23 protein-coding genes are annotated in these 24,573 nt (G+C 62.4%); 20 read left to right on the forward strand and 3 right to left on the reverse strand.

The window, feature by feature from the left end; genetic code table 11:
• The first annotated feature begins 163 nt into the window (after window positions 1–163).
• From GNZ13_RS04785 to GNZ13_RS04855, 15 genes are all read left to right on the forward strand, one after another.
• The gene (locus tag GNZ13_RS04785) at window positions 164–913 is read left to right on the forward strand and encodes an electron transfer flavoprotein subunit beta/FixA family protein (RefSeq protein ID WP_172160969.1); all 750 of its coding nucleotides are present in this window, start codon (window positions 164–166) and stop codon (window positions 911–913) included.
• Between the two features lie 2 nt (window positions 914–915).
• Window positions 916–1,845, forward strand: a complete 930-nt coding sequence (locus GNZ13_RS04790) for an electron transfer flavoprotein subunit alpha/FixB family protein (protein ID WP_172160971.1) — start codon at window positions 916–918, stop codon at window positions 1,843–1,845.
• 158 nt (window positions 1,846–2,003) lie between these two features.
• Entirely contained in the window at window positions 2,004–3,362 is a 1,359-nt protein-coding gene (locus tag GNZ13_RS04795; RefSeq protein ID WP_172160973.1) for an aromatic ring-hydroxylating oxygenase subunit alpha, read from the forward strand.
• A 2-nt stretch (window positions 3,363–3,364) separates the two neighbouring features.
• On the forward strand, window positions 3,365–5,071 hold the full coding sequence (locus tag GNZ13_RS04800; RefSeq protein WP_172160975.1) for an FAD-dependent oxidoreductase: 1,707 nt from the start codon (window positions 3,365–3,367) through the stop codon (window positions 5,069–5,071).
• A gap of 17 nt (window positions 5,072–5,088) precedes the next feature.
• Window positions 5,089–6,075, forward strand: a complete 987-nt coding sequence (locus GNZ13_RS04805) for a thiamine pyrophosphate-dependent dehydrogenase E1 component subunit alpha (protein ID WP_172160977.1) — start codon at window positions 5,089–5,091, stop codon at window positions 6,073–6,075.
• Window positions 6,072–7,094 (forward strand): alpha-ketoacid dehydrogenase subunit beta, encoded by a 1,023-nt coding sequence (locus GNZ13_RS04810; protein WP_172160979.1) that lies wholly within the window; start codon window positions 6,072–6,074, stop codon window positions 7,092–7,094. The genes GNZ13_RS04805 and GNZ13_RS04810 overlap by 4 nt, the downstream gene beginning before the upstream one ends.
• A gap of 20 nt (window positions 7,095–7,114) precedes the next feature.
• A complete protein-coding gene (locus GNZ13_RS04815) occupies window positions 7,115–7,345 on the forward strand; it encodes a biotin/lipoyl-containing protein (RefSeq protein ID WP_172160981.1) in 231 nt (76 codons plus the stop codon).
• A 51-nt stretch (window positions 7,346–7,396) separates the two neighbouring features.
• Entirely contained in the window at window positions 7,397–8,212 is an 816-nt protein-coding gene (locus GNZ13_RS04820; protein ID WP_172160983.1) for a 2-oxo acid dehydrogenase subunit E2, read from the forward strand.
• A gap of 35 nt (window positions 8,213–8,247) precedes the next feature.
• Window positions 8,248–9,780 (forward strand): class I adenylate-forming enzyme family protein, encoded by a 1,533-nt coding sequence (locus GNZ13_RS04825; protein WP_172160985.1) that lies wholly within the window; start codon window positions 8,248–8,250, stop codon window positions 9,778–9,780.
• A gap of 42 nt (window positions 9,781–9,822) precedes the next feature.
• The gene (locus tag GNZ13_RS04830) at window positions 9,823–10,716 is read left to right on the forward strand and encodes a crotonase/enoyl-CoA hydratase family protein (protein WP_172160987.1); all 894 of its coding nucleotides are present in this window, start codon (window positions 9,823–9,825) and stop codon (window positions 10,714–10,716) included.
• Between the two features lie 64 nt (window positions 10,717–10,780).
• Window positions 10,781–11,560: an enoyl-CoA hydratase/isomerase family protein gene (locus GNZ13_RS04835; RefSeq protein WP_172160989.1), complete on the forward strand. Its 780-nt coding sequence runs from the start codon at window positions 10,781–10,783 to the stop codon at window positions 11,558–11,560.
• Between the two features lie 95 nt (window positions 11,561–11,655).
• Complete coding sequence (locus tag GNZ13_RS04840) at window positions 11,656–12,861, forward strand: acyl-CoA dehydrogenase family protein (protein WP_172160991.1); 1,206 nt, start codon at window positions 11,656–11,658, stop codon at window positions 12,859–12,861.
• Window positions 12,862–12,863: 2 nt separating this feature from the next.
• Window positions 12,864–13,988, forward strand: a complete 1,125-nt coding sequence (locus tag GNZ13_RS04845) for an acyl-CoA dehydrogenase family protein (RefSeq protein WP_172160993.1) — start codon at window positions 12,864–12,866, stop codon at window positions 13,986–13,988.
• A gap of 36 nt (window positions 13,989–14,024) precedes the next feature.
• Entirely contained in the window at window positions 14,025–14,861 is an 837-nt protein-coding gene (locus GNZ13_RS04850; RefSeq protein WP_172160995.1) for an SDR family oxidoreductase, read from the forward strand.
• Window positions 14,858–15,436 carry a nuclear transport factor 2 family protein gene (locus GNZ13_RS04855; protein ID WP_172160997.1) on the forward strand — a complete coding sequence of 193 codons (579 nt, stop codon included), beginning with the start codon at window positions 14,858–14,860 and terminating at the stop codon, window positions 15,434–15,436. Before GNZ13_RS04850 ends, GNZ13_RS04855 begins: the two co-directional genes overlap by 4 nt.
• Window positions 15,437–15,511: 75 nt before the next feature.
• On the opposite strand, the gene GNZ13_RS04860 is transcribed toward GNZ13_RS04855, so the two are convergent.
• Window positions 15,512–15,829: a 2Fe-2S iron-sulfur cluster-binding protein gene (locus GNZ13_RS04860; protein ID WP_172160999.1), complete on the reverse strand. Its 318-nt coding sequence runs from the start codon at window positions 15,827–15,829 to the stop codon at window positions 15,512–15,514.
• 26 nt (window positions 15,830–15,855) lie between these two features.
• Window positions 15,856–17,118: an NAD(P)/FAD-dependent oxidoreductase gene (locus tag GNZ13_RS04865; RefSeq protein WP_172161001.1), complete on the reverse strand. Its 1,263-nt coding sequence runs from the start codon at window positions 17,116–17,118 to the stop codon at window positions 15,856–15,858.
• A gap of 234 nt (window positions 17,119–17,352) precedes the next feature.
• On the opposite strand from GNZ13_RS04865, the gene GNZ13_RS04870 reads away from it, so the two are divergent.
• The 5 genes from GNZ13_RS04870 to GNZ13_RS04890 all read left to right on the forward strand — a co-directional run bounded on the left by GNZ13_RS04870 (window position 17,353) and on the right by GNZ13_RS04890 (window position 23,375).
• Entirely contained in the window at window positions 17,353–18,597 is a 1,245-nt protein-coding gene (locus GNZ13_RS04870) for a cytochrome P450 (RefSeq protein WP_172161003.1), read from the forward strand.
• Between the two features lie 130 nt (window positions 18,598–18,727).
• Window positions 18,728–20,329, forward strand: coding sequence for a GMC family oxidoreductase (locus GNZ13_RS04875; RefSeq protein WP_172161005.1), 1,602 nt, complete (start codon window positions 18,728–18,730; stop codon window positions 20,327–20,329).
• Window positions 20,330–20,399: 70 nt separating this feature from the next.
• Window positions 20,400–21,584: a serine hydrolase domain-containing protein gene (locus GNZ13_RS04880; RefSeq protein WP_172161007.1), complete on the forward strand. Its 1,185-nt coding sequence runs from the start codon at window positions 20,400–20,402 to the stop codon at window positions 21,582–21,584.
• Entirely contained in the window at window positions 21,575–22,432 is an 858-nt protein-coding gene (locus GNZ13_RS04885; RefSeq protein WP_172161009.1) for an FAS1-like dehydratase domain-containing protein, read from the forward strand. The genes GNZ13_RS04880 and GNZ13_RS04885 overlap by 10 nt, the downstream gene beginning before the upstream one ends.
• Window positions 22,433–22,508: 76 nt before the next feature.
• Entirely contained in the window at window positions 22,509–23,375 is an 867-nt protein-coding gene (locus GNZ13_RS04890; protein ID WP_172161011.1) for an HpcH/HpaI aldolase/citrate lyase family protein, read from the forward strand.
• Window positions 23,376–23,507: 132 nt separating this feature from the next.
• Here the strand turns inward: GNZ13_RS04890 and GNZ13_RS04895 are convergent, their stop codons facing one another.
• On the reverse strand, window positions 23,508–24,413 hold the full coding sequence (locus tag GNZ13_RS04895; protein ID WP_172161013.1) for an SDR family NAD(P)-dependent oxidoreductase: 906 nt from the start codon (window positions 24,411–24,413) through the stop codon (window positions 23,508–23,510).
• Window positions 24,414–24,573 lie beyond the last annotated feature (160 nt).

Raw genomic sequence — 24,573 nt, forward strand, 5'->3', positions numbered from 1 at the left:
TCATCCGGCCCGCAACCGCTAGCCGTGCCGGACCAGGATCTTGCGGAAATGGCGCTGGCTTTCGAGGTGACGCAGCGCATCCGGCACGTTGGAGTCGTTGACAGCAGCAAAATAACAGGTTCAGAATATAGAACATTGTTCACAAACGCGTCTGGAGCGTCAATTGAAAATACTGGTCGCAGTAAAGCGTGTGATCGACTACAACGTGAAGCCCCGGGTCAAATCCGACGGCTCCGGCGTCGATCTTGCCAACGTCAAGATGGCCATGAATCCGTTCGATGAAATCGCGGTGGAGGAGGCGGTACGGCTAAAGGAAGCAGGGGTCGCCACCGAGATCGTGGTGATTTCCGCTGGCACCGCGCAGTCGCAGGAAGTCTTGCGCACCGCTCTTGCCATGGGCGCCGACCGGGCGATCCTGATCGAGACCGCAACCGAGCTGCAGCCGCTGGCGGTCGCGAAGCTCATGGCAGCGATCGTCGAGCGTGAAGCGCCGCAACTGGTGCTGCTCGGCAAGCAGGCCATCGATAACGATGCCGGCCAGACGGGTCAGAAACTCGCTGGCCTGCTCGGCTGGCCGCAAGCGACATTCGCCTTCAAGACCGAAGTCGCCGACGGTGTGCTGACCGTGACGCGTGAAATCGACGGTGGGCTTGAACGCGTCGCGCTCGATCTGCCCGCAGTGGTAACGACAGATCTGCGTCTGAACAGTCCGCGCTATGTGACGCTGCCCAACATCATGAAAGCGAAAAAGAAACCGCTCGATACACTGACGCCTGAAGTACTCGGTGTCGATGTCACGCCACGTCTTACGGTACTGGAAGTGACCGAGCCACCGGCGCGCAAGAGCGGAATGATGGTGCCCGACGTTCAGACGCTGATCGAAAAACTGCGCAACGAAGCCAAGGTGATCTGATCATGTCCATCCTTGTTATTGCTGAACACGACAATGCGACGCTCCATCGCGCGACGCTCAACGCCGTCACTGCCGCGATGCAGATCGGCGGCGAGGTTCATTTGCTGGTAGCCGGTCATGAAGCGGCGGGAGCGGTGGCCGATGCAGCGAAAGTCAGCGGAGTAAGCAAGGTATTGCACGTAGACGCCGCCGCCTACGCGCATCCGCTCCCCGAAAATCTCGCGTTGCTGGTGCTGTCGCTGGCTCACCCGTACAGCCATGTGATTGCAGCAGCGACGGCTGTCGGCAAGAACTTCATGCCGCGCGTCGCTGCGTTACTCGACTGTGCACAAATTTCCGAAGTCGTCGCCATCAAGGGCGCCGATACGTTTGTGAGGCCGATCTACGCCGGCAATGCGCTCGCCTCTGTCAGGTCCGCCGATCCGCTGAAGGTGCTGACGGTTCGCACGACAGCCTTCGACGCCGCACCATTGCAGGGCAACGCACCGGTCGAGTTGGCGCCGGCTGCGCCAGCCTATGTGCGGACACGTTTCGTCGACCAGCAACTGACGAAATCGAGCCGACCGGAACTGGCGGCCGCCAACATCGTGGTGTCAGGCGGCCGTGGGATGCAGAATGGCGACAACTTCAGATTGCTCGACGCGCTCGCCGACAAACTCGGCGCGGCAGTCGGCGCATCGCGCGCCGCGGTGGACGCAGGATTCGCGCCGAACGACTATCAGGTCGGGCAAACGGGCAAGATCGTCGCGCCGCAGCTTTACATTGCCGTAGGCATTTCAGGCGCGATTCAGCATCTGGCCGGGATGAAAGATTCGAAGATCATCGTCGCGATCAACAAGGACAGCGAGGCGCCGATTTTCCAGGTTGCCGACTATGGTCTCGCCGCCGATCTTTTTGAGGCCGTACCGGCGCTTACCGCGGCGCTGGACTGACGTTGGACCGGATTGACAAGGTTCTCCCCGTCAGCCTAGTATTTTGAACGGCGTTCATATATACCGACCGGTGCGCCACATAGCCTCCATGGGCGGTGAGCCGGCAAGAAGAAACCAGAATCGGCATGCGAGCCGGCGAAACCATGAAGGAGATATCAATGCGTGACACGAATTCCGGTTCGGGTGAGCATCCCGTCCGCCTCGATTTTGTGCCCAAGGATAGCTACCTGTCGAAGCAGTTCCTCGACCAGGAAACGCGCAACCTGTGGCCGCGCGTGTGGCAGGTGGCGTGCCGGCTCGAGGAGATTCCCGGGGTAGGCGACTACGTCACGTTCGATGTGATCGGTGAGTCGATCATCGTGGTGCGCACGGCGGCCGACCGGATCAAGGCCTATTACAACGTTTGCCAGCATCGTGGCCGGCGTTTGACGAATGGCTGCGGCAAGGCGGCGAAGTTTCATTGCAACTTCCACGGCTGGCAGTGGAATCTTGACGGCAGCATCGCGCGCGTGCTCGATCGCAGCGATTGGGAAGGCTGCCCCGACATGACCGACGGCGATCTGCGGCTTCAGGAAGTACGGGTGGACACGTGGGGGGGATTCGTGTTCATCAACATGGATGACAACGCGGAGCCGCTCGCAAAGTTTCTCGAACCGGTACCCGAAATCACGAACAGCTTCGAGTTCGAAAAGATGCGCTACCGCTGGTACAAGTCGATCCGGCTGCCGTGCAACTGGAAGGTCGCGCTGGAGGCCTTCAACGAGGGCTATCACGTCTCGGCCACGCACCCGCAACTGCTCGATGTCGCCGGCGACGATGTGACTCGCAGCTTCGCCTATGGACGCCACGGCATGTTCGGCTACGCGACGGCCACGCGTTTTATCGGCGCCCCCTCGCCGCGTACCGGCAAGCCGATGCCCGAAGACGTGCGGCAAGGCCTGGTCAATTTCTTCAAGGTGATGGAAGACACGCTGAAGGCCATCAACTCGGCGCGAGACTACGAAGCTTCCAAACGTCTGCTGACCGAGATGGCGCCGAGCGGCAACCAGTTCGAAGTGCTGGCGAAGGCCATGGAATTCCAGCGCGAAGCGGCTGTTGCCGAAGGTGCGGGCTGGCCTGACATCTCGTTCGAACAGATGGGGCGCGCGGGCGCCGACTGGCACGTGTTCCCGAACCTGATTTTCCTGCCTTACCCGGACGGTGCGCTGTTCTACCGTGCGCGGCCCGACGGCGACAATCCGGATTCCTGCATTTACGACATCTGGTCGCTGGTCCGCTATGCGCCGGGTGCGGAGCCGCCGCTCAAGCGCGAGCTCTATCACGGCGTCGACGACTGGAAGCAGAACGCGCTGGAGAATTTCGGTCTGATCCTGTGGCAGGACTTCCAGAACATGACGAACGTGCAGCAGGGCATGAAATCGCGCGGTTTCAAGGGGGCACGTACGAACCCGCTGCAGGAGACATCGGTGTCTAATTTCCACCGCGCGCTGCGGGAATTCATTGCGCAGGGGGATTGAACATGGTTGCCTGGGATGCAAGCTATGACTTCGTGGTGGTCGGCAGCGGCGGCGGTTCGATGTGCGCTGCGCTTGCGTGCAAGACCGCTGGCAAAGAGGCGGTCATCATCGAGAAGCAGGACAAGGTAGGCGGCTCGACGGGGTATTCGGGTGGCGTCTGGTGGCTGCCGAACAACCATGTGATGAAGCGCCACGGCGTGAACGACTCCTACGAACGCGCGCGGCAATATTTCGATGCCGCGGTTACCTATCAGGGTCCAGGCGCATCGCCGGCGCGTCGCGAGGCGTATTTGCGCACCGCTCCGAAGATGGCCGAGTTTCTGGAGAAGCAGGGCATGCAGTTTGTCTATGCAGATGGCTGGTCGGACTACTACGACACGCTGCCCGGTGGCGAACCGCGTGGCCGGTCTTTGCTGGCGAAACTGTTCGACATCAAGGAACTGGGCGAGTGGGCGCCGAAGCTCTCGCGTTACAAGGGGCCGTCGATTCCCGCCAACTCCAACGAGTTTCCCGAGTTGTTCCTGTTAAAGCGCACGTGGGGTGGCAAACGCAAGGCGATGCAACTCGCCGGTCGCATGCTCTATCAGAAGGTCACGGGTAAAGAGCTGGTTTCAAACGGCGCTGCGATCCAGGGGCGCATGCTGCAAATGGCGCTGCGGGCCGATATTCCGATCTGGACCGATACGCCGGTGCGCGAGCTGATCGTTGAGGATGGTCGCGTCACGGGTGTGATCGCCATGCGCAGCGGGCGCGAAATGCGCGTGCGTGCGCGTGAGGGCGTGCTGTTGAACACAGGCGGTTTTTCGCGCAATGCCGAAATGCGCCGCAAGTATCAGCCGCAGCCGTCGTCGAGCAACTGGACGAACGCCAACCCAGGCGACACCGGCGAAGTTCTCGAAGCCGCCGTAGCAATCGGTGCAGCCGTGGATTGCATGGAAGAGGCGTGGTGGGTCGTGACCTCGCTTGGTCCCAATGAGACGCTGCCCGAGGGCGCGCGTGCGCCGGACGGTTCGCCGCTGCCCTTCATGCACCACCTTGATCTGTCGTTGCCGTTCTCGATCATGGTCGACCAGGACGGCGAGCGCTTTTGCGACGAAGCCGGCGCGTACATGGAGATCGGCCAACGCATGTATCGGCGCCACAAGGAGACCGGCAAGGCCGTGCCTGCCTGGGTGGTGATGGACAGCCGGCAACGTGAGTATTACCCCTGGGGTACGGCGATGCAGGGGCAGATCCCGCAGCAGTGGCTCGAAAGCGGCTACATGATCAAGGCCGGATCGATCGCCGAGCTGGCGGACAAATGCGGTATCGACGCCGCCGGCTTGCAGGAGACCGTCACGCGTTTCAACGGCTTCTGCGAGACGGGGGTGGACAGCGATTACGGACGCGGCTCGCGAGCCTTCGACCGCTGTCACGGCGACCCGACGATCAAGCCGAATCCTAATCTCGGACCGATCGAGCAGGCGCCGTTCTACGCGGTCCGTATGTACCCCGGCGATGTCGGCACGGCGGGCGGACTCGTCACGGACGAGTACGCCCGCGTGCTGAAAGAAGACGGTTCGCTGATTCCGGGGCTCTACGCAACGGGCAACTGCACGGCGTCCGTGGTGGGCCGCTGTTATCCCGGCGCAGGCAGCAGTATCGGCGCGTCATTCGTATTCGGATACATCGCGGCGCTGCATGCCAGCGGCGCCCAATCGATCTGGTGATCGAAGGAGACCTTCGCATGAAAGTCCATCAGCCGCCCAGCAGTGAAGTACTGGTCGATATCTATCGGCGCATGACGCTCATCAAGCAGAACGACGAGCGCTTTCGTTCAGTGATCAAGTCCGGCAAGCTGGTCATGCCGTATTACTCGCCGCGTGGCCAGGAGGTGATTCCGTCGGCGGTGTCCGTTTGTCTTAGCAATGACGACTACATTTGCACGATCTATCGCGGCGTGCACGACATGATCGCCAAGGGCGTGCCACTCAAGGATCTCTGGGCCGAACTGGGGGGGCGTGTCACCGGCACCTGCAAGGGCAAGGGCGGCCCGATGCATGTCACCCACCCTGCGTCCGGCGTGATGGTCACGACAGGTATTGTCGGCAGTTCGATGCCCATCGCGAACGGTCTTGCGCTGGCCGCGCAAATTCGCGGTGAACGACGCGTGGCAGTGGCTTATTTCGGCGACGGCGCAGCCAATATCGGGGCATTTCACGAGTCGCTGAATATGGCGTCGGTCTGGAAGCTGCCGGTCGTTTTCGTCTGTCAGAACAACGGCTACGCCGAACATACGAAATACGCGTATGGCACGTCGGTGCCGAATATCGCGCAGCGTGCGGTGGCCTATCAGATGCCCGGCATCACGGTGGATGGCAACGATCCGATCGCGATGCATCGCGTCGCGCGCGAGGCTATCGAGCGAGCTCGCGACGGCGGCGGACCGACGCTGATCGAAGCCAACACGTTCCGCTTTCACGGCCACGTATTCGGCGACCCGGATGCCTATATGGACCAGCACGAAAAAGCAGCGTGGGTGGCGAAAGATCCGGTGCCGCTGTTCCGGGCGTGGCTGATCGCGGCGAAACACGCAACCGAAGCGCAACTGGCGGAGATGGAAGCGGCGCACGACGCGGCAATCGATGCAGCCGTCGAGTTCGCGCTGGCGAGCGCCTATCCGGACGTCGCCGAACTGCGGCGCGACATCTTTAAAGACGAGGTGCTTGCATGAACCAGACGCAGACTGACATCAATACGATTCAGGCGGTCAACCTCGCGCTTGACGATGCGATGGCCGGCGATGCCAATGTCATCGTCCTCGGCGAGGACGTGGCCGACGGCCAGGAAGGCGGCATTGTCGGTGTGACCAAAGGGCTGTCGTCGAAATACGGCACCTCGCGTGTCAGGTCCACACCCATTTCGGAACAGGCCATTATCGGCGCGGCGATCGGCGCGGCAATCGTTGGCATGCGTCCAGTGGCCGAGATCATGCTGATGAACTTTACGACGGTCGCGATGGACATGATCGTCAACCACGCGGCGAAACTGCGCTTCATGTCGGGCGGCCAGACGCATGTGCCGCTCGTGATCCGCACGATGACCGGCGCGGGGTTCGGCACCGGAGGTCAGCACGCCGACTATCTCGAAGCATGGTTTGCGCACGTCGCAGGCATCAAGGTGGTTGCGCCGTCTACGCCTGCGGATGCCTACGGGCTGATGCTGTCGTGCATCGAAGACGACGATCCATGCCTGTTCATCGAGAACCTGCCGAGCTACTGGAACCCGGGCAAGGCGCCGGAACGCGGCGTGCGGATTCCCCTTGGCAAGGCCAACGTGGTACGCGGCGGCATGGATGTGACGGTGATCAGCTATAGCCGCCGCGTGCACGAAGTGATGGCCGTGGCGGAACAGCTCGGTACGGCCGGAATCTCGTGCGAAGTCATCGACTTGCGCACGGTCTCACCGCTCGATACGGAAACGATCCTCACCTCGGTGGCTAAAACCGGCCGCGCCGTTGTCGTGCACGAAGCGGTCAAACCGTTTGGCGTAGGGGCTGAAATCGCCTCGCGCATTTATGAATCGCTGTTTCGTGAGCTCAAGGCGCCTGTGCAGCGGGTTGGGTCGCAGTTTTGCCCGGTGCCGTTTTCAAAGCCGCTTGAAGACGCTTTTGTACCCGGCGCTGCGCAGATCGAGGCCGCGATTCGCGCGACGCTCGACGACACGGGTTCGCGAGCCCCATCCCGACTTTAACCATCCAGAAGAGATCACTTATGTCCACACAGGTTTTGCTTCCGAAGCTGGGCTTTTCGATGAACGAAGGCACGCTGACCGAATGGCTCCTGGAGGACGGCGCGACAGTCGCCGAAGGCCAGGCACTCTATGCGCTGGAGAGCGACAAGTCGGTGCAGGAAGTCGAGTCTCCGGCGTCAGGAACGCTGCGAATCGTGGCCCAGATAGGCGAGGTGTATCCGGTCGGCACGGTGCTGGCGGAAATCGTCTGAGCCGGCACCGGTCATTCACTCAGCCTGAAGCAGTCTAGCGAGGCATCCCCAATGAGCGTCGAATCCGTTTCTTCCCCAGCTTCCGTCGTGGCGCCCGCCGCGGTAACCGGTCCGGCTCCAGCCGGGATTGGCGCGAATTTGCCGCCATGGCCGCAGGTCGATTTCGCCGAGTTCGGTGAGATCGAGGTCAAACCGGTGTCTCGCATCCAGAAGTTGACCGGTGCATTCCTGTCGCGCAACTGGCTGACGATTCCGCACGTGACGCATCAGGACGACGCCGATATCACGACTCTTGAGGCTTTCCGCAAGGCGTATTACGAAGACGGAGCGACGGTGAAGCTGACGCCGCTGGTGTTCCTGATCAAGGCGGCGGTGCGTGCGCTGCAGACGTTTCCGCAGTTCAATGCATCGCTGGATGGCGACGGCAAGAACCTCGTGCTGAAGAAGTATTTTCACATCGGCGTGGCGGTGGATACGCGCTTCGGCCTGCTGGTCCCGGTGCTGCGCGACTGCGACAAAAAGAGTGTTCTGGAACTGGCGGCGGAACTGACGGCGGTGTCGTCAAAGGCACGCGAGAAAGGTCTTTCGATGGCGGAAATGTCGGGCGGCTGCTTCTCGATCAGCTCGCTGGGAGGCGTTGGCGGTACGGGTTTCACGCCGATCATCAACGCCCCTGAAGTGGCGATTCTCGGGGTGACGAAAACCCGGCTGACGCCGCAGCCTTCGGACGAGGGTGGGGTGGAGTGGCACAAGATGCTGCCGCTTTCGCTGAGCTACGATCACCGGGTCATCAACGGTGCGGACGCGGCGCGCTTCACGGCCTTGATTGCCACGCTGCTCGCCGACCCTCAGGCACTTGCGGCCTGAAGCGCCGACACCCAACCTACAACGACAGGATCGAGATGAAAACGCTTGGGGAGATGATAGAGCGCAATGCCCGTTTCTATGCGGATAGGGACGCGCTGGTGTTTGGCAACCGGCGGGTGACGCACGGCGAGATGGCAGAGCGCGCCCGCCGCTTCTCGGATGCGTTGTATCGGCAGGGGTTGCGCAGGCAGGACCGGGTCGCGGTGCTGGCGATGAATTGCGCCGAGTACTACGAGACCTACCGTGCCTGCGAATGGGCTGGCCTTCTGCTCGCGACCGTCAACTTCCGGCTTGCGCCAGCGGAAATCCTGCACATCCTGAAGGATGCGGCGCCGAAAGCACTCGTCTTCGAAGCGCAATATGCCACGCTGGTGGATGGCCTGCGTCCGCAGATGCCAGATGTCGAGCGGTATATCTGTATTGGCGATGCGCCGTCGTGGGCGATTCCGTTCGAATCCATGATGGAAGCCGGCTCGACCGAGGGGCCGCCGATCCGCTCGCAGCCCGACGACTTCGCGTATCTGATCTACACGAGCGGTACAACCGGGAGCCCGAAAGGGGTGGTCCGTACGCACCGCGCGATGTGCGCGACGGCGGAAAGCTGCGCCTTGGTCACCGAATTTTCCGGACACTCACGGGTGCTGCAGACCACGCCGGCGTTTCACGTGGGCGGCATCGGTTATGTGAACGCGGTCGCGTGGCTGGGCGGTACGACCGTGTTGCATCGCGGCTTTGAGCCGAAGGCGATGCTCGAGACGATCCAGGCCGAGCGCATCACCTTCACGTTCCTCGTTTCCGCGATGCTGCAGGCATTGCTCGACGTGCCCGAATTGTCCACCTACGATCTGTCGAGTATCGAGAACATCACGACGGCAGCCGCGCCCGTACCGGTGCCGCTCCTCGAACGCGGCATCGAAGTGCTTGGCCCCGTGTTCGCGGTCCAGTACGGTATGACGGAGAGCAACGCCTGCTGGCTGCCGGCGCATGAAGTGCGGCCGCATGGCACGCCGGAAGAAGTTCGGCGTCTGGCGTCGGTCGGCCATCCCTGTCCGGGGATCGAACTGCGCATCGTCGACGATAACGGCGTCGACCTTCCGCAGGGCCAGACCGGCGAAGTGTGGCTGCGCTCGGCGACCCAACTGAGCGAATACTGGAACAACAGCGTGGCGACCACCGAAGCGTTGCGCGACGGCTGGTATCGCAGCGGCGACATGGGCTATCAAGACAGCCACGGCTATGTGTTCCTGGTGGACCGCAAGAAGGACATGATCATCTCGGGCGGCGAAAACATCTACAGCCGTGAAGTGGAGAACGCCTTGCTGCAGCATCCTGCCGTGATGGACGCGGCTGCGATCGGCGTGCCACATGAAAAATGGGGCGAATGCGTGAAGGCCATCGTCGTGCTGCGGCCTGGCGAGACGGTACAGGAGGCGGACCTGATCGGGTTTTGCCGGGCGTTGATTGCCGGCTACAAATGTCCGAAGTCGATCGAGTTCGTCGAAGAACTCCCGCGTCTGCCTACCGGAAAGATCAGCAAAGTCGTGTTGCGCCAGCGGTTCAGCCGCTGAACGCGTGGCGGCCATGCCGCTGTCTACGAATGAGAGTGAATCATGGGCAAATGGCTCAAAAGCACGGAATGCGTTCAATTCGACGTCGCCGAGCGTGTGGTGCGGATCACGCTGAATCGTCCGGACAAACGCAATGCGATTAACGGCGTCCTATTGCGCGAACTGAGAGAGGCATTGCTCGAGGCCGACGATCTGAAGTCGGTGAACGTGATCGTCCTGCGCGGCGCCGGCAAGGACTTCTGCGCCGGTTACGACCTCGTCACGACCTATTCGGACCGCGCGGCGGAGCAGGTCGATCCGGGTGAATATCGAGGTACGGTACGCAGTTTCGACGACGACTGCTGGTCGATGGAGCGGCAGGCGGAAACCGTCAACCTGATGGCGGATGTGCACAAGCCGATCATCGCGCAGGTACATGGCAACTGCCTTGCGGGCGGCACTGACCTCGCGCTTGCCTGCGACATGGTGCTTGCTGCGGACAACGCACGGATTGGTTTCCCCGCGACGCGCGCCAACGGCTCGCCGCCCGCGCACATGTGGTTCTACCACGTTGGGCCGCAGTGGGCGAAACGCCTCTTGCTGTCCGGGGATTCGCTAACCGGCCGCGACGCGGCGAAGATCGGTCTGGTCATGGACGCCGTACCCGCCGACGAACTTGACGCTGAAGTCGCTGAACTGGCACGCCGGCTGTCCTTCGTCGATGCCGATCTGCTCTCGGCCAACAAGCGGATCGTGAATCTCGGGCTTGAACTGGCGGGTGCACGTACGCTGCAGCGCCTCGCCGTCGAGAACGACGCGCGTGCGCATCAGAGCCAGGGGCCACGCCGCGCGCAATTCAAGGCCGATATGGACGCCGCTGGTCTGAAGGAAGCGCTCAAACGCCGCGACGAGCCGTTCGGGGACGGCATGATCAAGCTGCGCGCACGCGGCGAATGAAACGTCCCCGCGCCATGCGGGAGCCTCTGGGCCATTCGGCTGACTCACTTAAGACCTGAAAACCATGGATGTCGAACTTTCAGTGAAGGACGCGGTTGCGACGCTCTGTCTGAACCGTCCCGAGAAGCTCAACGCGTTGACGCCAGACATGCTGGCCATGCTGATCGAGCATCTTGATCGCATCGAGCGTGATCCGGAAATCCGCGCGGTCATCCTGACGGGCGCAGGGCGGGCCTTTTGCGCCGGTGCCGATATCAAGGGCGGTGGCGCAGCGCCGCCGCAGATGAGCGTGTCGCATGCGCGCCAGTCGATGGCTGTTTATCAGCGGGTTGCGCTGAAGCTCTACAACCTCAATAAGCCCGTGGTCGCGGCGGTGCGAGGCGTGGCGGTCGGCATTGCATGGAGCTTCGCGCTGTGCGCCGACCAGCTTCTGGCGTCGGACACGGCCCAGTTCATTCCAGCCTTTCTGATGCGTGCGACTTTGCCCGAGGGCGGCATGGTGCATCTTCTCGCACGCCACTGCGGGGAATTCCGTGCGAAGGAGATCATGTATCTCAATCGCAAGCTGACCGGGCAGGAGGCGTTCGAAGCGGGGCTGGCGAGCCGCGTCGTCGGGGACGCGGGGCTCATGGAAGCCGCCGAAGCGCTCGCCGCCGAGCTGGCGGCCATGCCGACCTTCTCGATTGGACTGACCAAACAGCTGTTCCGCCTGAACGCCGGCAGCATGGAAGAGTTTCTCGTGCAGGAACTGAATGCTGTCGCACTCGCGGTGAATTCCGAGGATGCCGCCGAGGGGCGGCTCGCCGCGCGGGAAAAGCGAACGCCCATCTTCAAGGGGCGTTAGGTCGATTAAAAATTCCGCCGCAAGCGAGCGGTGCCCGCGAGGCAGTGCGACCTGCAGTGGGCGCGCGGATGGGGACATAGCAGGAGGAGTCAGGCATGCACTTCGAGTACACCCCGGAGGACGAAGCGTTTCGTCAGGACGTCCGACAGTTTTTCAGGGAGCAGTTACCGGCCGCGATTTCGCATCGCTGGAGGATCGGGGCGCATCCTCCGTTGAAAGACGACATTCGTACGTGGCAGCGCATTCTGCATCAGCGCGGGTGGGGCGCGCCGCATTGGCCGGTCGAATACGGCGGCACCGGCTGGACGGCTTTTCGCAAGCATATCTTCATGGAAGAGCTGTATAACGCGGACGCGATGGACTACGGCTGGCAGGCAACCCACATGGTGGCACCCGTCATCATTGCGTTCGGCTCCGACTGGCAAAAGAAGCGCTTTCTCCCGGCCATTCTCTCCGGGGACGAATTCTGGTGCCAGGGTTTTTCGGAGCCCAATGCAGGCTCGGACCTGGCGGGTCTGAAGACCACGGCGGTACTCGACGACGACGAATACGTGATCAACGGTCAGAAGATCTGGACCAGCGATGCCTCGATTGCCGAATGGGGCTTCTTCCTCGTCAAGACGGACACGACGGTCAAGCCGCAGCGCGGCATCTCGTTTCTGCTCGTCAAGATGGATACGCCTGGGATCACAGTACGCCCGATCGTTTCAATCGAAGGCGGCACAGGCCTGAATGAGGTCTTTCTCGAGAACGTTCGCGTGCCGCGCACACACCTGGTCGGCGAGGCGGGCATGGGCTGGACTTATGCGAAATATCTGCTCGAAAAGGAGCGCACGACGAGCGCGTTCCTCTATTTCAACAAGCGGGAATTGCAGCGTGCCAAAAGTATCGCCGAACAGGAGACGGTAGACGGCGTGCGCCTGATCGACACCCCCGAATTCGCCCGCAAGCTGGCGTCGGTTGAAGTGGACCTGCTGGCGCTCGAATGGTCGGTGTTGCGAATCCTGGCCGAGGAAAAGAACACGCGCAATCTGGACGCCGTAGTGTCGGCGCTCAAGATCAGCGGCTCGGAGATGCAGCAGCGCGTCACGGAGTTGCAGATCGATGCGCTCGGTCCGCGCAGCATGCGCTTCCAGCAGCACGGCGACTGGTGCTTCGACGATCCGGCAACCGACGACGCATGGCCCGTCTATGTGGCAGGCCGCACGACGGGCTACCTCATCGGCCGCGCCTCGACCATTTACGGCGGCGCGCGGGAGGTGCAGAAGAACATAATTGCCCGCCTCGCCTTTGGACTTTGACCATGGACTTCAACCTCTCCGAAGAACAGTTGATGCTGAAGGACGGCGTCGAGCGATTCATCCAGCAGGAATACGGCTTCGAGAAGCGCCGGGAGATTGCCGCGAGCGAAGAGGGTTTTAGCCGTGCGCGCTGGCAGGACTACGCGGAGCTTGGCTGGCTCGGCCTGATGCTGCCCGAAGATGTTGGCGGCCTCGCTTGCTCGTTTGTCGAGACGGCCATCGTGATGGAAGCGTTCGGGCGAGGCATGGTGCTCGAACCCCTCGTGCAAACAGCGCTTCTGTGTTCGGCCATCATTGATCGTAGTGGTTCGGATGCCAAGCGGCAGACGCTCTTGCCGGCTGTGATCGAAGGCCGCTTACTGTTTTCGCTCGCCGACAGTGAAGCGGGCTCGCGGTTCAAGCTGGGCTGCAGCGAACGTACCGTCGCACACAGGACGACCGGGGGCTATCTGCTCAACGGCGCCAAGACTCTGGTGATGGCGGGCGGTTCGGCGGACCAGTTGCTGGTGACCGCGCGTCTCGACGACCACGCGGAAAACCCCGCGATTTTCATCCTGGAGCGCCGCGCGGCGGGCGTGACCTGCCGTACGTATCGTCTGCTCGATGGATCTCGTGCCGCGGACATCGAATTTCGCGACGTCGAGCTGGAGGCGTCCTCGTTACTGGTGGCCCCCGATCGCGCTCGCGAGGTGCTCGAAGCAGCGACGGGACTCGCGACGCTGGCAAGCGTGGCCGAAATTCTCGGCGTGATGGAAGCCGTGATGGAAATCACCGCCGAATACATCAAGGCCCGCGTGCAGTTCGGTCAGCCGATCGGAAAATTTCAGGCGCTGCAGCATCGTATGGCCGAAATGTTTGTCGCCGTGCAGGAGACCCGCTCGATACTCTATTGCGGCATTGCTCACCTGGATCGGCCGGCAAGGGAACGTAGCGCCACTATTTCGGCGGCCAAGGCGGTCGCCGGTCGCGCCAGCCGTTTCGTCTGTGCGCAAGGCATTCAGTTGCACGGCGGCATGGGGATTACCGAGGAATATCAGGTCGGCCATTACTTCCGCAAGATGACCATGATGGAAAAGATGTTCGGCGATATCGACTTTCACCTCGCGCGCTTCGCGGCGACGCATTGAATCGGGCAACGTGTCCAATCACAAGGAATTGCGCTTATGTTACGAGTCAAAGACAGGATCGCCGTCGTCACGGGCGCAGCGTCCGGGATCGGTGCGGCATGCGCCGCGATGCTTGCCGCTGAAGGCGCGCAGGTGGTCGTGGCAGACCGGGATTTCGACGGGGCCGTCGCGCAGGCCCAGCGCATCGAGCAGCAGGGCGGTCGGGCGATTGCCGCGCGGGTCGATATCGGCGACGAGGCCTCGATAGCAGCGTTGTTTGCGCTTACCCTCGAAACGTGGGGCGGCCTCGACGTGCTGCACAACAACGCGGCGGCCACATCGCTGTCGAGCACGGTCGATGCCGCCGTGGAGGCCGTCGATGTCTCCGTCTGGGACGACACGATGCGCATCAACCTGCGCGGCACCATGCTGGCCTCGCGTTATGCCATCCCGCTGATGCGCGCTCGCGGCGGCGGCTCGATCATCAACACGTCGTCGGGCGCCGCTCAGGCCGGCGCGCTCGGTTATAGCGCTTACGGTGTGTGCAAGGCGGGCATTGAAGCGTTGACGCGCTACGTGGCCGCTCAGCATGGCAAGGAGGGCATTCGCTGCAACGCGATTGCACCCGGCCTGATCGTGACACCGGCGACAGTGGGCCATTACGCGGGATCCGTGGGCGAGATGATGCTCAGCCATCATCTCACGCCGCGCCTCGGGCAGCCGGAAGACGTGGCACATGCGGTGGTGTACCTGGCGTCCGATGAGGCGGCTTTTGTCACGGGGCAAATCATCAACGTCGACGGTGGGCTGCTGTCGCATCAACCGTACTACGCCGATGAAATTCGCGCCCGCACCGCGGGCGGCGTGACGGTCGGCGCGAAGAGGACGACATGACAATCGATGCCGATCTGCTGGCTCGAATCGACCGTATCGAGGCGCAACTGGCGATCCAACAATTGCCCATACGCTATGCGCTTGCTGTCGATTCGCGCGATCTGGACAACCTTGTCACGCTCTTCACCGACGACGTGAATTGCGGCCGGTGGGGCGTAGGTCGCGCCGCGCTGAAAACGTTCTACGGGTCGGAGCATATCCTGCGCAGCTTCTACCGCTGCATACACCAGATCTGCGGACATGCGATCGACCTGGTCGATGCCGATCATGCAACGGGCCAGGTGTATTGCCGCGCCGAGCATGAGGACAACGGCAAATGGGTCGTCATGGCGATCTGCTATTTCGACCACTACGTACGGCGCGACGGCAGCTGGTATTTCGAGCGCCGGGATGAACGCCACTGGTACTCGACCGACTGGCTGGAGCGACCGGGGACACCGCGCTTTCAGAACTGGCCCGGCAAGTACGAAAGCGACAAATACCTGCCGCGCCTGCCACAGTCTTTCCCGACCTGGGCGTCTTTCTGGGAAGCGGTTGAACCGGCTGCGCTCGACGCGCTGACGCGTTCGCCCTGACGCGCTCCACGTCACAAAGCGGTGCGGGGCGAACAGTGGGCGGCGGGCAGGGGAAGAACGCCCACCGCACCACAGTCAGGCCTCGCTCGGCAGACGAATCACCAGACCGTCGAGCTCGGGCGTGATATTGATCTGGCATGTGAGGCGGCTATTTTCCCGCACGTCCATCGCGCAGGTCAGCATGTCGATCTCATACGACTCGGCGGGCGGCATGTGGCTCACCCACGCTTCGTCGACATACGCATGGCAGGTTGCGCAGCTGCAACTACCGCCGCAGTCTCCCAGAATGCCAGGCACCTGATGGCTGACGGCGGTCTGCATGACGGTCTCGCCGATGTTGGCCGTTGCGACCGTTTCGTCGCCGTCCGGTTGAATGAATCGAATGATGGGCATGATGTCGTTGGATTGAGTCAGTTTAATCAGGCTGCGGGCAGCAGGCTTTTGAGCGGGATCGAATCGTCGGCGAGTTCGGTGGCGCGCACCGGAATCTTCTCGCCGACAAAACGCTTGGCCAGCATGAATTCCTGCGGGCGGCTGACGGTGTCGGCAGCGAGCATCACGCCGTCCTTCAGATAAAACGCCGAGAACGATCGGCTTTCCGGTGCGCCGCGCAGCACGAACTCGTCATAGCCCTGCGACAGGCCGACCATTTTCAGCTTCAGATCGTATTGGTCGGACCAGAACCACGGCACGCTGTTGTACACGCGCTCCTTGCCGCACAGTGTGGCCGCGGCCGTGCGTGCCTGTTCCATGGCGTTGGGCACGGATTCCAGCCGCAAGCGCCGGCCTAGCAGCCCGTTGGGATGGTTAGTGCAGTCGCCGATGGCGAAGATGTCGGGATCGGAAGTGCGGGTATGCTCGTCCACCACGATGCCGTTGTCCACGGCGAGGCCCGCTGCCACGGCCAGATCCGTGGCGGGCTGCAGGCCGACACCGACGATGACGAGATCCGCCGGGATGCGTGAACCGTCGCCACAAACAACCGCCGCGACCGCATCGCCCGACGCATCCAGTTCGAAGCCGCTGACCGCCGTGCTGGTGCGTACGTCGACGCCGGCTTCACGGTGCACCCGTTCGTAGAACGCAGAAAGTTCCGGCGCCGTCACCCTTGCGAGCACGCGGGGCAGCGCTTCGAGAACGGTGACGTGCAGACCGCGCCGCACCGCAATCGCCGCGACTTCGAGGCCGATATACCCGCCGCCGATGATGACGAGGCGTGCGCCCGCATGGAACTGCGTGCGGATCCGTGCGACATGGTCGAGCGTGCGCAAGTAGTGAAAGTTCGGCTGCTTCTCAATGGCCTCAATGCCCGGCAGCGCGAGTCTGCGGGCGTGCCCGCCAGTGGCGATCACGAGTTTCGAGTAACCGATCTCGCGACCATCCGACAGGGCGACCGTGTGCTCCGCGCGGCCGATGCGCTCGGCCCGGGTATTGGGGATGAATTCAATGCGGGCCTTTTCGTAAGTGGCCTGCGGCTTCAGATAGAGCTGTTCGGCGCTCAGTTCGCCCGACAGAAACGCTTTAGACAAAGGCGGGCGCTGATACGGCAGATGCGGTTCCTCGCCGACCAGCACGATGCAGCCCGTCCAGCCCTGGTCACGGATGCTGGTTGCGCACTCGCCGGCCGCATGGCCGGCACCGACGATCAGTGCGATGTCCTCTGGGGATGCTGCGGTGCTCATGAAGGCTGACTCCCGTCTCCCGTGGCTATCGTGCATCCGGCGACGCGATAGCGATTGTCTATATTTATGAATGTTGTTCTTAATTGTGAATGTCGTATGAGGCGGCTGTCAATGCTCGTGAAGCCGGGTTGCACAATCGTTAAAAATCGAACATAGTTCAAATATTAGCACTTGGCGAGATGCCTGCGTGAACGCCGCCGCGAACCGATAAACGCAACGACAGGAGGCAGCATCATGAGCGCTCGACTGCGACTTCAGGATTTCGACGATCCTGCGTTCAATCCCTTTTTCGAGGACGCACTGGCGTACGGCGCGGACAGCGATCCTTATCCACGCATTGCGGCGCTGCGCGAGAAGGGTTCGGTGCAGAAAGGCGACTACCGTGTGCTGATGGACACGCCTGCTGACCTGACGATGTCAGACGTCGAGCACTACTGCGTGTTCGGCTATGACGAAGTCGCTCAGGTGCTGGGCGATCCGGCGACGTTTTCGAACCGGGCTTATGAACGGAACATCGGCATCAGTTTCGGCCGCAGCATCTCGACCATGGATGTCCCCGAGCATCCGCGATACCGGCGCATCTTCCAGAAGGCCTTCATGCCGAATACCGTGGCGGCGTGGGGCGATGCACTGGTCGATCCCGTGGTGAGCGAGCTGATGGACATTTTTTCCAGCCGCGGCCACGCTGACCTCGTGCAGGAATTCACACTGCACTATCCGTTTAACATCATTTACCGCCAATTGGCGTTACCGCCCGAAGACGTCAAGGTATTCCACAAGCTCGCCATCGCGCAGACGCTTGTCTCGGTCGATATCGAGCACGGCGTCGAGGCTTCGACGAAGCTGGGCACGTATTTCGCGCAACTCGTCGCGCAGCGCCGGGAGAGTCCTGGCGACGACCTCGTGAGCCTGCTGGCGACGGCTGAGGTCGAAGGCGAACGGTTGCCGGAAGAGGTCGTCATTTCTTTTCTGCGGCAACTGGTGAACGCGGGCGGCGACACGACCTATCGCGCGACCAGCGTATTGCTGCTCGGACTGCTGCGAACTCCGGATCAACTCGATGCCGTGCGCCGCGACCGCACACTCGTGCCGCGTGCCATCGAAGAAGCGTTGCGCTGGGACGGACCCGTCGTGATGCAATCGCGCATGGCGGCGCGCGCTGTGACGCTGGGTGGCGTCGAGATTCCAGCAGGTGCATTTATCGACGTCGTCGCGGGAAGCGCCAATCGCGACCCCAGCCGCTTCACGGATCCCGACCGGTTCGACATTTTCCGCACAAGCTCGCGTCGGCACTTCGCTTTCGCGTATGGGCCGCACGTGTGCATTGGCCAGCATCTGGCGCGCGTCGAGATGACGCGTGCGCTCAACGCGATCCTCGACCGGTTGCCCAACCTGCGGCTTGACCCCGCGGCGCCTGCGCCACTTATCAACGGCATCATGATGCGCGTGCCGCATTCGATTCCGGTCGTATTCGACTGAGCGCCAAAAAGGGCTGGGTCAAATGCGCTTGATTCCGCCGGGCCATGCCGCCACAGCGACAACAACACACGGCTTCGAATGCTATGCGCTGTGAGCGATCCGAATCGACTCGCCGTCGGAGACTGAAGGGATGACCGAGTTCGACTATATCGTCGTGGGGGCAGGTGCCGCCGGGTGCGTGCTGGCCAACCGCCTCTCAGAGAACGGACGCCATGACGTGCTGCTGATCGAGGCGGGTCCGGAAGACACCAGCCCTTTGATCCGGATGCCGAAAGGATTCGGCAAACTGCTGGGCGATCCCGCTCACGCGTGGTTCATCCCGGTGCAGCCGGATGACGGTAACGGTCATCGCAATGAAGTCTGGTTGCGCGGCAAGATGCTCGGCGGATCGAGCAGCATCAATGGCATGGTCTATATGCGCGGCCATCCTGACGACTACGACGGTTGGGCGGCCCTCGGCGTGAAAGGGTGGGGCTGGCAGGACGTGGCGCCGTGTTTCAGGCGCATCGAAGACCATGCGCTGGGCGCCGATGAACTGCGCGGCGCGGGCGGCCCGCTGAAAGTGTCGCCGTATGCCGAGCGCAACCGCCTTGGTGAAGCGGTGCTGGATGCATGCCAGTCGCTTGGCCTGCGACGGGTCGAAGACATTAACCGGCTCGACCACGAAGGCGTGGCGTATCTCAGCTACACCATCCGCAACGGCCGCAGGCAGAGTTCCGCTGAAGCGTTTCTCAAGCCCGCGAGGAAGCGCAAGAACCTGGCTGTGGTTACTGGAACGGAAGTCACCTGGGTCGTCTTCGAGGGCACGCGTGCGGTGGGCGTCGGATGCCACCGCAACGGCATTGACACCGCTTACCGGGCACGCCGCGAAGTTGTGCTGTCTGCGGGCGCGCTCGAGTCGCCGCGGCTTTTGCAACTGTCGGGTGTGGGCGATCCCCAGCATCTGCAGTCGCTCGGCATTGGTGTTGTTGCGGCGAGCCCCGGGGTTGGTCTGAACATGCGTGAACATTTGCTGTACATGACTCAGGCGCGCCTCAGGCAATGGCGCGATTCACACAACCGGCAGTTCGCCGGGGCGCGTCTGTGGCGCAATGCCTTGCGGTATTTTTTGTTCCATAGCGGCGTCATGGCGTTGGGCTCTTACCCGGTGGGCGGCTTCGTCAAAACTGCGCCCGACGCCACCCGGCCCGACGCGCAATTGATGATGGCGCCGTTTTCGCTGGACTTCGGCACGGCTGGCTCCGGTTTCGAGCCGTTTCCCGGCATGCAGCTTTTCAGCTATCCGCTCAGACCCGAGAGCCAAGGGCACGTGAAGATCGTTTCCGCCGACCGCAAGGTCGCGCCCGAGGTGGTAGCCAACTATCTCGCCGAGCCCTACGACCGGCAGATGGCGATCAACGCATTCCGGCTGATGCGCAACGTATTCGGTGCGGAGCCGTTGGCGAGCCTGCTGGAGGGCGAAACGCGCCCTGGCTCTGCGGTTCAGTCGGACGACGAAATTCTCGACCTGTACCGGCGCGGAGGCCAGTCGGGCTTTCACGCTTGCGGCACCTGCAAGATGGGTACGGACCGCCTTGCGGTACTCGATTCGCGCTTGCGCGTGCGCGGCGTTGCCGGACTGCGCGTGATGGATCTGTCCGTCACGCCGACGATGATTTCCGGCAACACGAACGGCCCGATGATGGCCATGGCTTGGCGCGCCGCCGACCTGATTCTGGAGGACGCACGATGACCCGGCCTGACCTGTATCGCGAGCGTTACGCAAACCTTCATACGCGAAATTTTGATCATGGAGACCCGGCATGAACTTGACGGCGCAAGCGTCGAAGCGAACGGCAATCGTCCAGCAGGCGCTGGACTACGCGACGAGCGACGAGGGGGGCGAGATCGGCGTCCAGGTGGCGGCCTATCTGAATGGCAAACTGGTCGTGGATGCATGGAGCGGGGTGGCCGATCCGGCGACAGGGCGGCGGGTGGACGGCGATACGCTCTTTAACGTCTACTCGGTGACCAAGGCCGTTGCGGCGACCGCACTACACATGCTGGCCGATCGCGGTCACATTGACTACGACGCGCCGGTCGCGCGTTACTGGCCTGAATACGGCGCGCACGGCAAGGCACGCACGACGGTTCGAGACGTACTGACGCATCGCGCGTGCGTGCCGCAGATGCCCGAAGGCGTCACGCTGGTACGGATGTGCGACTGGCATTGGATGACCACTGCGATCGCCGACCTGAAACCGCTTGCGGAGCCCGGGACGAAGACGCTATATCTTTCGATGACCTTCGGCTGGATCGTCGGCGAACTGGTGCGGCGGGTGGATCCCAAAGGGCGCTCGCTGGGGCGCTTCGTACGCGAAGAAATCGCCGGGCCGCTCGGCATTTCCGATCTTTGGATCGGCATCCCCGACGAGGTCGAGCCACGCATCGCCAAGCTCACCGATGCGATGGTGCCGGTGCCGGCGGAATATTTGCCACCGCTGTTTCTCGCGTCGATGCCCGAGCAGGTCGCGTTGAACCCAACGGTATTCGAGCGGCCCGATGTGCGCCGCGCGGAAGTGGCCGGGGTGGGCGGCATCTTCAACGCACGCAGCGAGGCGCGCTTCTGGGCGATGCTTGCAGGCGGCGGCGAGCTTGACGGCGTGCGGTTGCTGTCGAAAGAGCTCGTCGCAACGTTGAATACGCCGCGGGCGAACAGTGAGGAACCCGACCCGGTGATGTTCGGGTTTCCGCTTCCGATCACCATTGGCGGGTTCTGGTTCGGCGGTGCTCATCCGCCGGTGACAGCGGTTCAATCGCCGCGCGCGCTGTGTCATCCGGGACAGGGCAACTCGATCGGCTGGGCCGATCCGGACACAGGCCTCGCCGTCGCGATCTGTCACAACAAGTTGTTTAATCCGACCTCGCCGGAAGAAGATCCCTTGTTGCCCGTCGCGCGGGCAATCCGCGAAGCATTGAATCTGAGTGAATCGACGTTATGCCGATAGTTGTCGCCCATTTGCAACAGTGGGTCGGCAGAAGCGAGCGTGTTTCCGACACGCTTTGCCTGACACCGATGGCCGCGCTTGCCGCTACGCTTGACCATGACAGTGCGCCAGTCGCGCCCGGCGATGCTTTACCGCCGCTGTGGCATTGGCTCTACTTTTTACCAGCGCACCGGCAGTCGCTCGTGGGCCCTGACGGGCATCCGAAGCGCGGCGGTTTCCTGCCGCCGGTGGAGTTGCCCCGGCGGATGTGGGCGGGCAGTCAACTGGCGTTTTTACGCGAGCTAAAGGCCGGTGATGCGGTCACCCGTTTATCGACGATCGAGGACGTGACGCACAAGCATGGCCGTAGCGGCGAGCTAGTCTTCGTCAAGGTGTTGCATCAGATCAGCGACGTTGCAGGCGTGGCGATTGAGGAGCATCAGGACATCGTCTATCGCGATCATCCCGCTGCCAGCGAAGCGCCTGCGACACCTCGCCCCGGCCCTGAAGGCGCCCGATGGCTGCGTACGATCAATCCGGATCCCGTGCTGCTGTTCCGCTATTCGGCGCTGACCCTCAACGGTCATCGGATCCATTACGACCGGCCCTATGCGATTGAGGAGGAAGGCTATCAGGGACTAGTCGTGCATGGCCCGCTTCTGGCGACACTGCTGCTGGATCTGGTGCGAGTGGAACGGCCAGGGAAGCGCGTCGCGGCCTTTTCGTTTCGCGGCATAAGTCCGGTGCTCGATACGGCCCCGTTCGTCGTGTGCGGACGTCCAGACAGTGACGACGGTAAAACGCTCAAGCTATGGATTGCGGGTAGCGACGGCACGTTGCGCATGGAGGCGAGCGCGGTTCTTGCGTAGCGGATGGCCTGGGTGTCCTTGTCCTGCGTGAATGACTAGTGCGTTTGCAACCAGCGTTTATTTTTCAGGAAGCGTGATGCGTTCTTTTCTGTTTGTTCCCGGCATACGGCCCGAGCGTTTTGCCAAGGCGCTCGCCTGCGGCGCCGATGCGGTGATCGTGGATCTCGAAGACGCGGTCGGCGCCGCGGACAAGGGGCCGGCTCGTCAGCATGTCGCCGATGCGGCGGCGGCCTTCGCTGCGTCGACCACGCGTGTGCTACTGCGTATCAACGGCTTCGGCACGCCGTGGTTTGAGGGGGACCTCTCGTTGCTGGCGCTCGGCGGTATTGACGGCGTCGTATTGCCGAAAGCAGAGAGCGCGACGGTCCTCGAAGCGCTCGCCCGTGTGACCACCAAGCCGATTCTGCCGATCGTCGAATCGGCGCTCGGTGTGTGGCAGGTGCTCGAGGTGGCAAAAGGGCCAGGCGTCGAGCGGCTCATATTCGGATCGGTGGATTTCGAACTCGATCTGGATTGCTCCGGTACCTGGGAAGCGCTGCTCTATGCGCGCTCGCAGATCGTTCTGGCGTCTCGGGTGGCCGGGTTGCTGGCGCCGGTGGATGGCGTCACGGTTGCGCTCGACGACGCAGCTCAACTCGCGACCGATGCATCGCGCGGGCGAAGCCTGGGTTTCGGTGGCAAGCTTTGCATCCATCCGAAACAGGTCGCGCAGGTCAATGCGGCTTTCAGCCCGAGCGAAGAGGAACTCGCAAAGGCCCGGGAGGTGATCGAAGCATTTGAGCGCGCCGGGGGCGGCGCGGTGTCTGTGGACGGACGAATGGTGGACCTGCCGATTCTGCTCAAGGCGCGGCGTCAGTTGGCGGTGGTCGGGTGCGAGTCGTCGGGCGAAGAGGGGAGAGTTGTGACGGGCAGTGACTGCGCCGACGAACCGCGCATTTCATAAGGGCTACCGCTACCTCGCGCGACGAGCGAGACCCGCGAGGTATCAGAATGACCAGCCGCAGGTCAGCGGCTGGACGTCGAGGTCGGCCGCCGTTGGCAGCGGCTTGCGAAGCGTAGAACGCGTACGTGTGCGTTAAACCGGATCCCAGGGCGTCAGCGTCAGCGACGGCACGTTCGGGAAGAAGCTGGATTCGAATGCGGGCATCACCTGGTCGGCGATCGATTCCGGCGTCCAGCCACCATCGCGGTGCAACGAGCGCACCATGCGGATCTGGTTGAAGAAGTAGATTTCGTTAGCGCGCACACCGAAGATCTGTCCCGACACCTTCGCTGCGCGATCCGATGCCAGATAGACCGCAAGCGGCGCCACCTTGCGCGCTTCCATCTTCTTCATGATCTCGACGCGGGCCTTTTGCTCGGGCGTATCCGACGGAATCGATGCAGTCATGGCGGTCCATGCCCATGGCGCGATACAGTTTGAGCGCACGTTGAATTTCGCCATGTCGAGCGCGATCGACTTCGACAGACCCACGACACCCATCTTTGCCGCTGAGTAGTTAGCCTGGCCGATATTGCCGATCAGGCCGGAAGTGGACGTCATATGGACGTAGCTGCCGCCGTTCTGTGCCTTGAAGTGCGGTGCGGCGGCGCGCGCCACGAAGAACGAACCGTTCAGATGCACGTCGACGACGGCCTTCCATTCTTCCGGGCTCATGTTGAAGAACATCCGGTCGCGCACGATGCCTGCATTGTTGACCACGCAATCGACTCGCCCGAAGGTGTCGAGCGCGGCCTGCACGATCTTTTGTGCCGAATCCCATTCGGCAACGCTATCGGTACTCACCACCGCCTCGCCGCCCGCTTCCTTGATTTCCGCTACGACCCGCTGCGCTGCGAACTCGCCGCTCTGCGCATGGCGCCCAAGATCGTTGACCACCACCTTCGCGCCAGCCGCTGCGAACTGGAGCGCGAAATCGCGGCCGATACCGGCCCCCGCTCCCGTTACGACCACAACCTTGTCCTTCACGATATCGCTCACTGTCGTCTCCATTCGTTTCAGGCGTTGATGTAGAAAGTCCGTCAGCCTATAATAACAAAACTGAACGCTGTTGCATATTGTGAACGGGTGGGCGGGCGGCGCGAAGCTAACTCCTCTCTATCTGTCCCTAACGGGGACAGTCGCATTCTGAATCTGCTTC

Source organism: Paraburkholderia elongata, assembly GCF_013177735.1.
In the GTDB taxonomy this organism is placed as follows: Bacteria; Pseudomonadota; Gammaproteobacteria; order Burkholderiales; family Burkholderiaceae; genus Paraburkholderia; species Paraburkholderia elongata.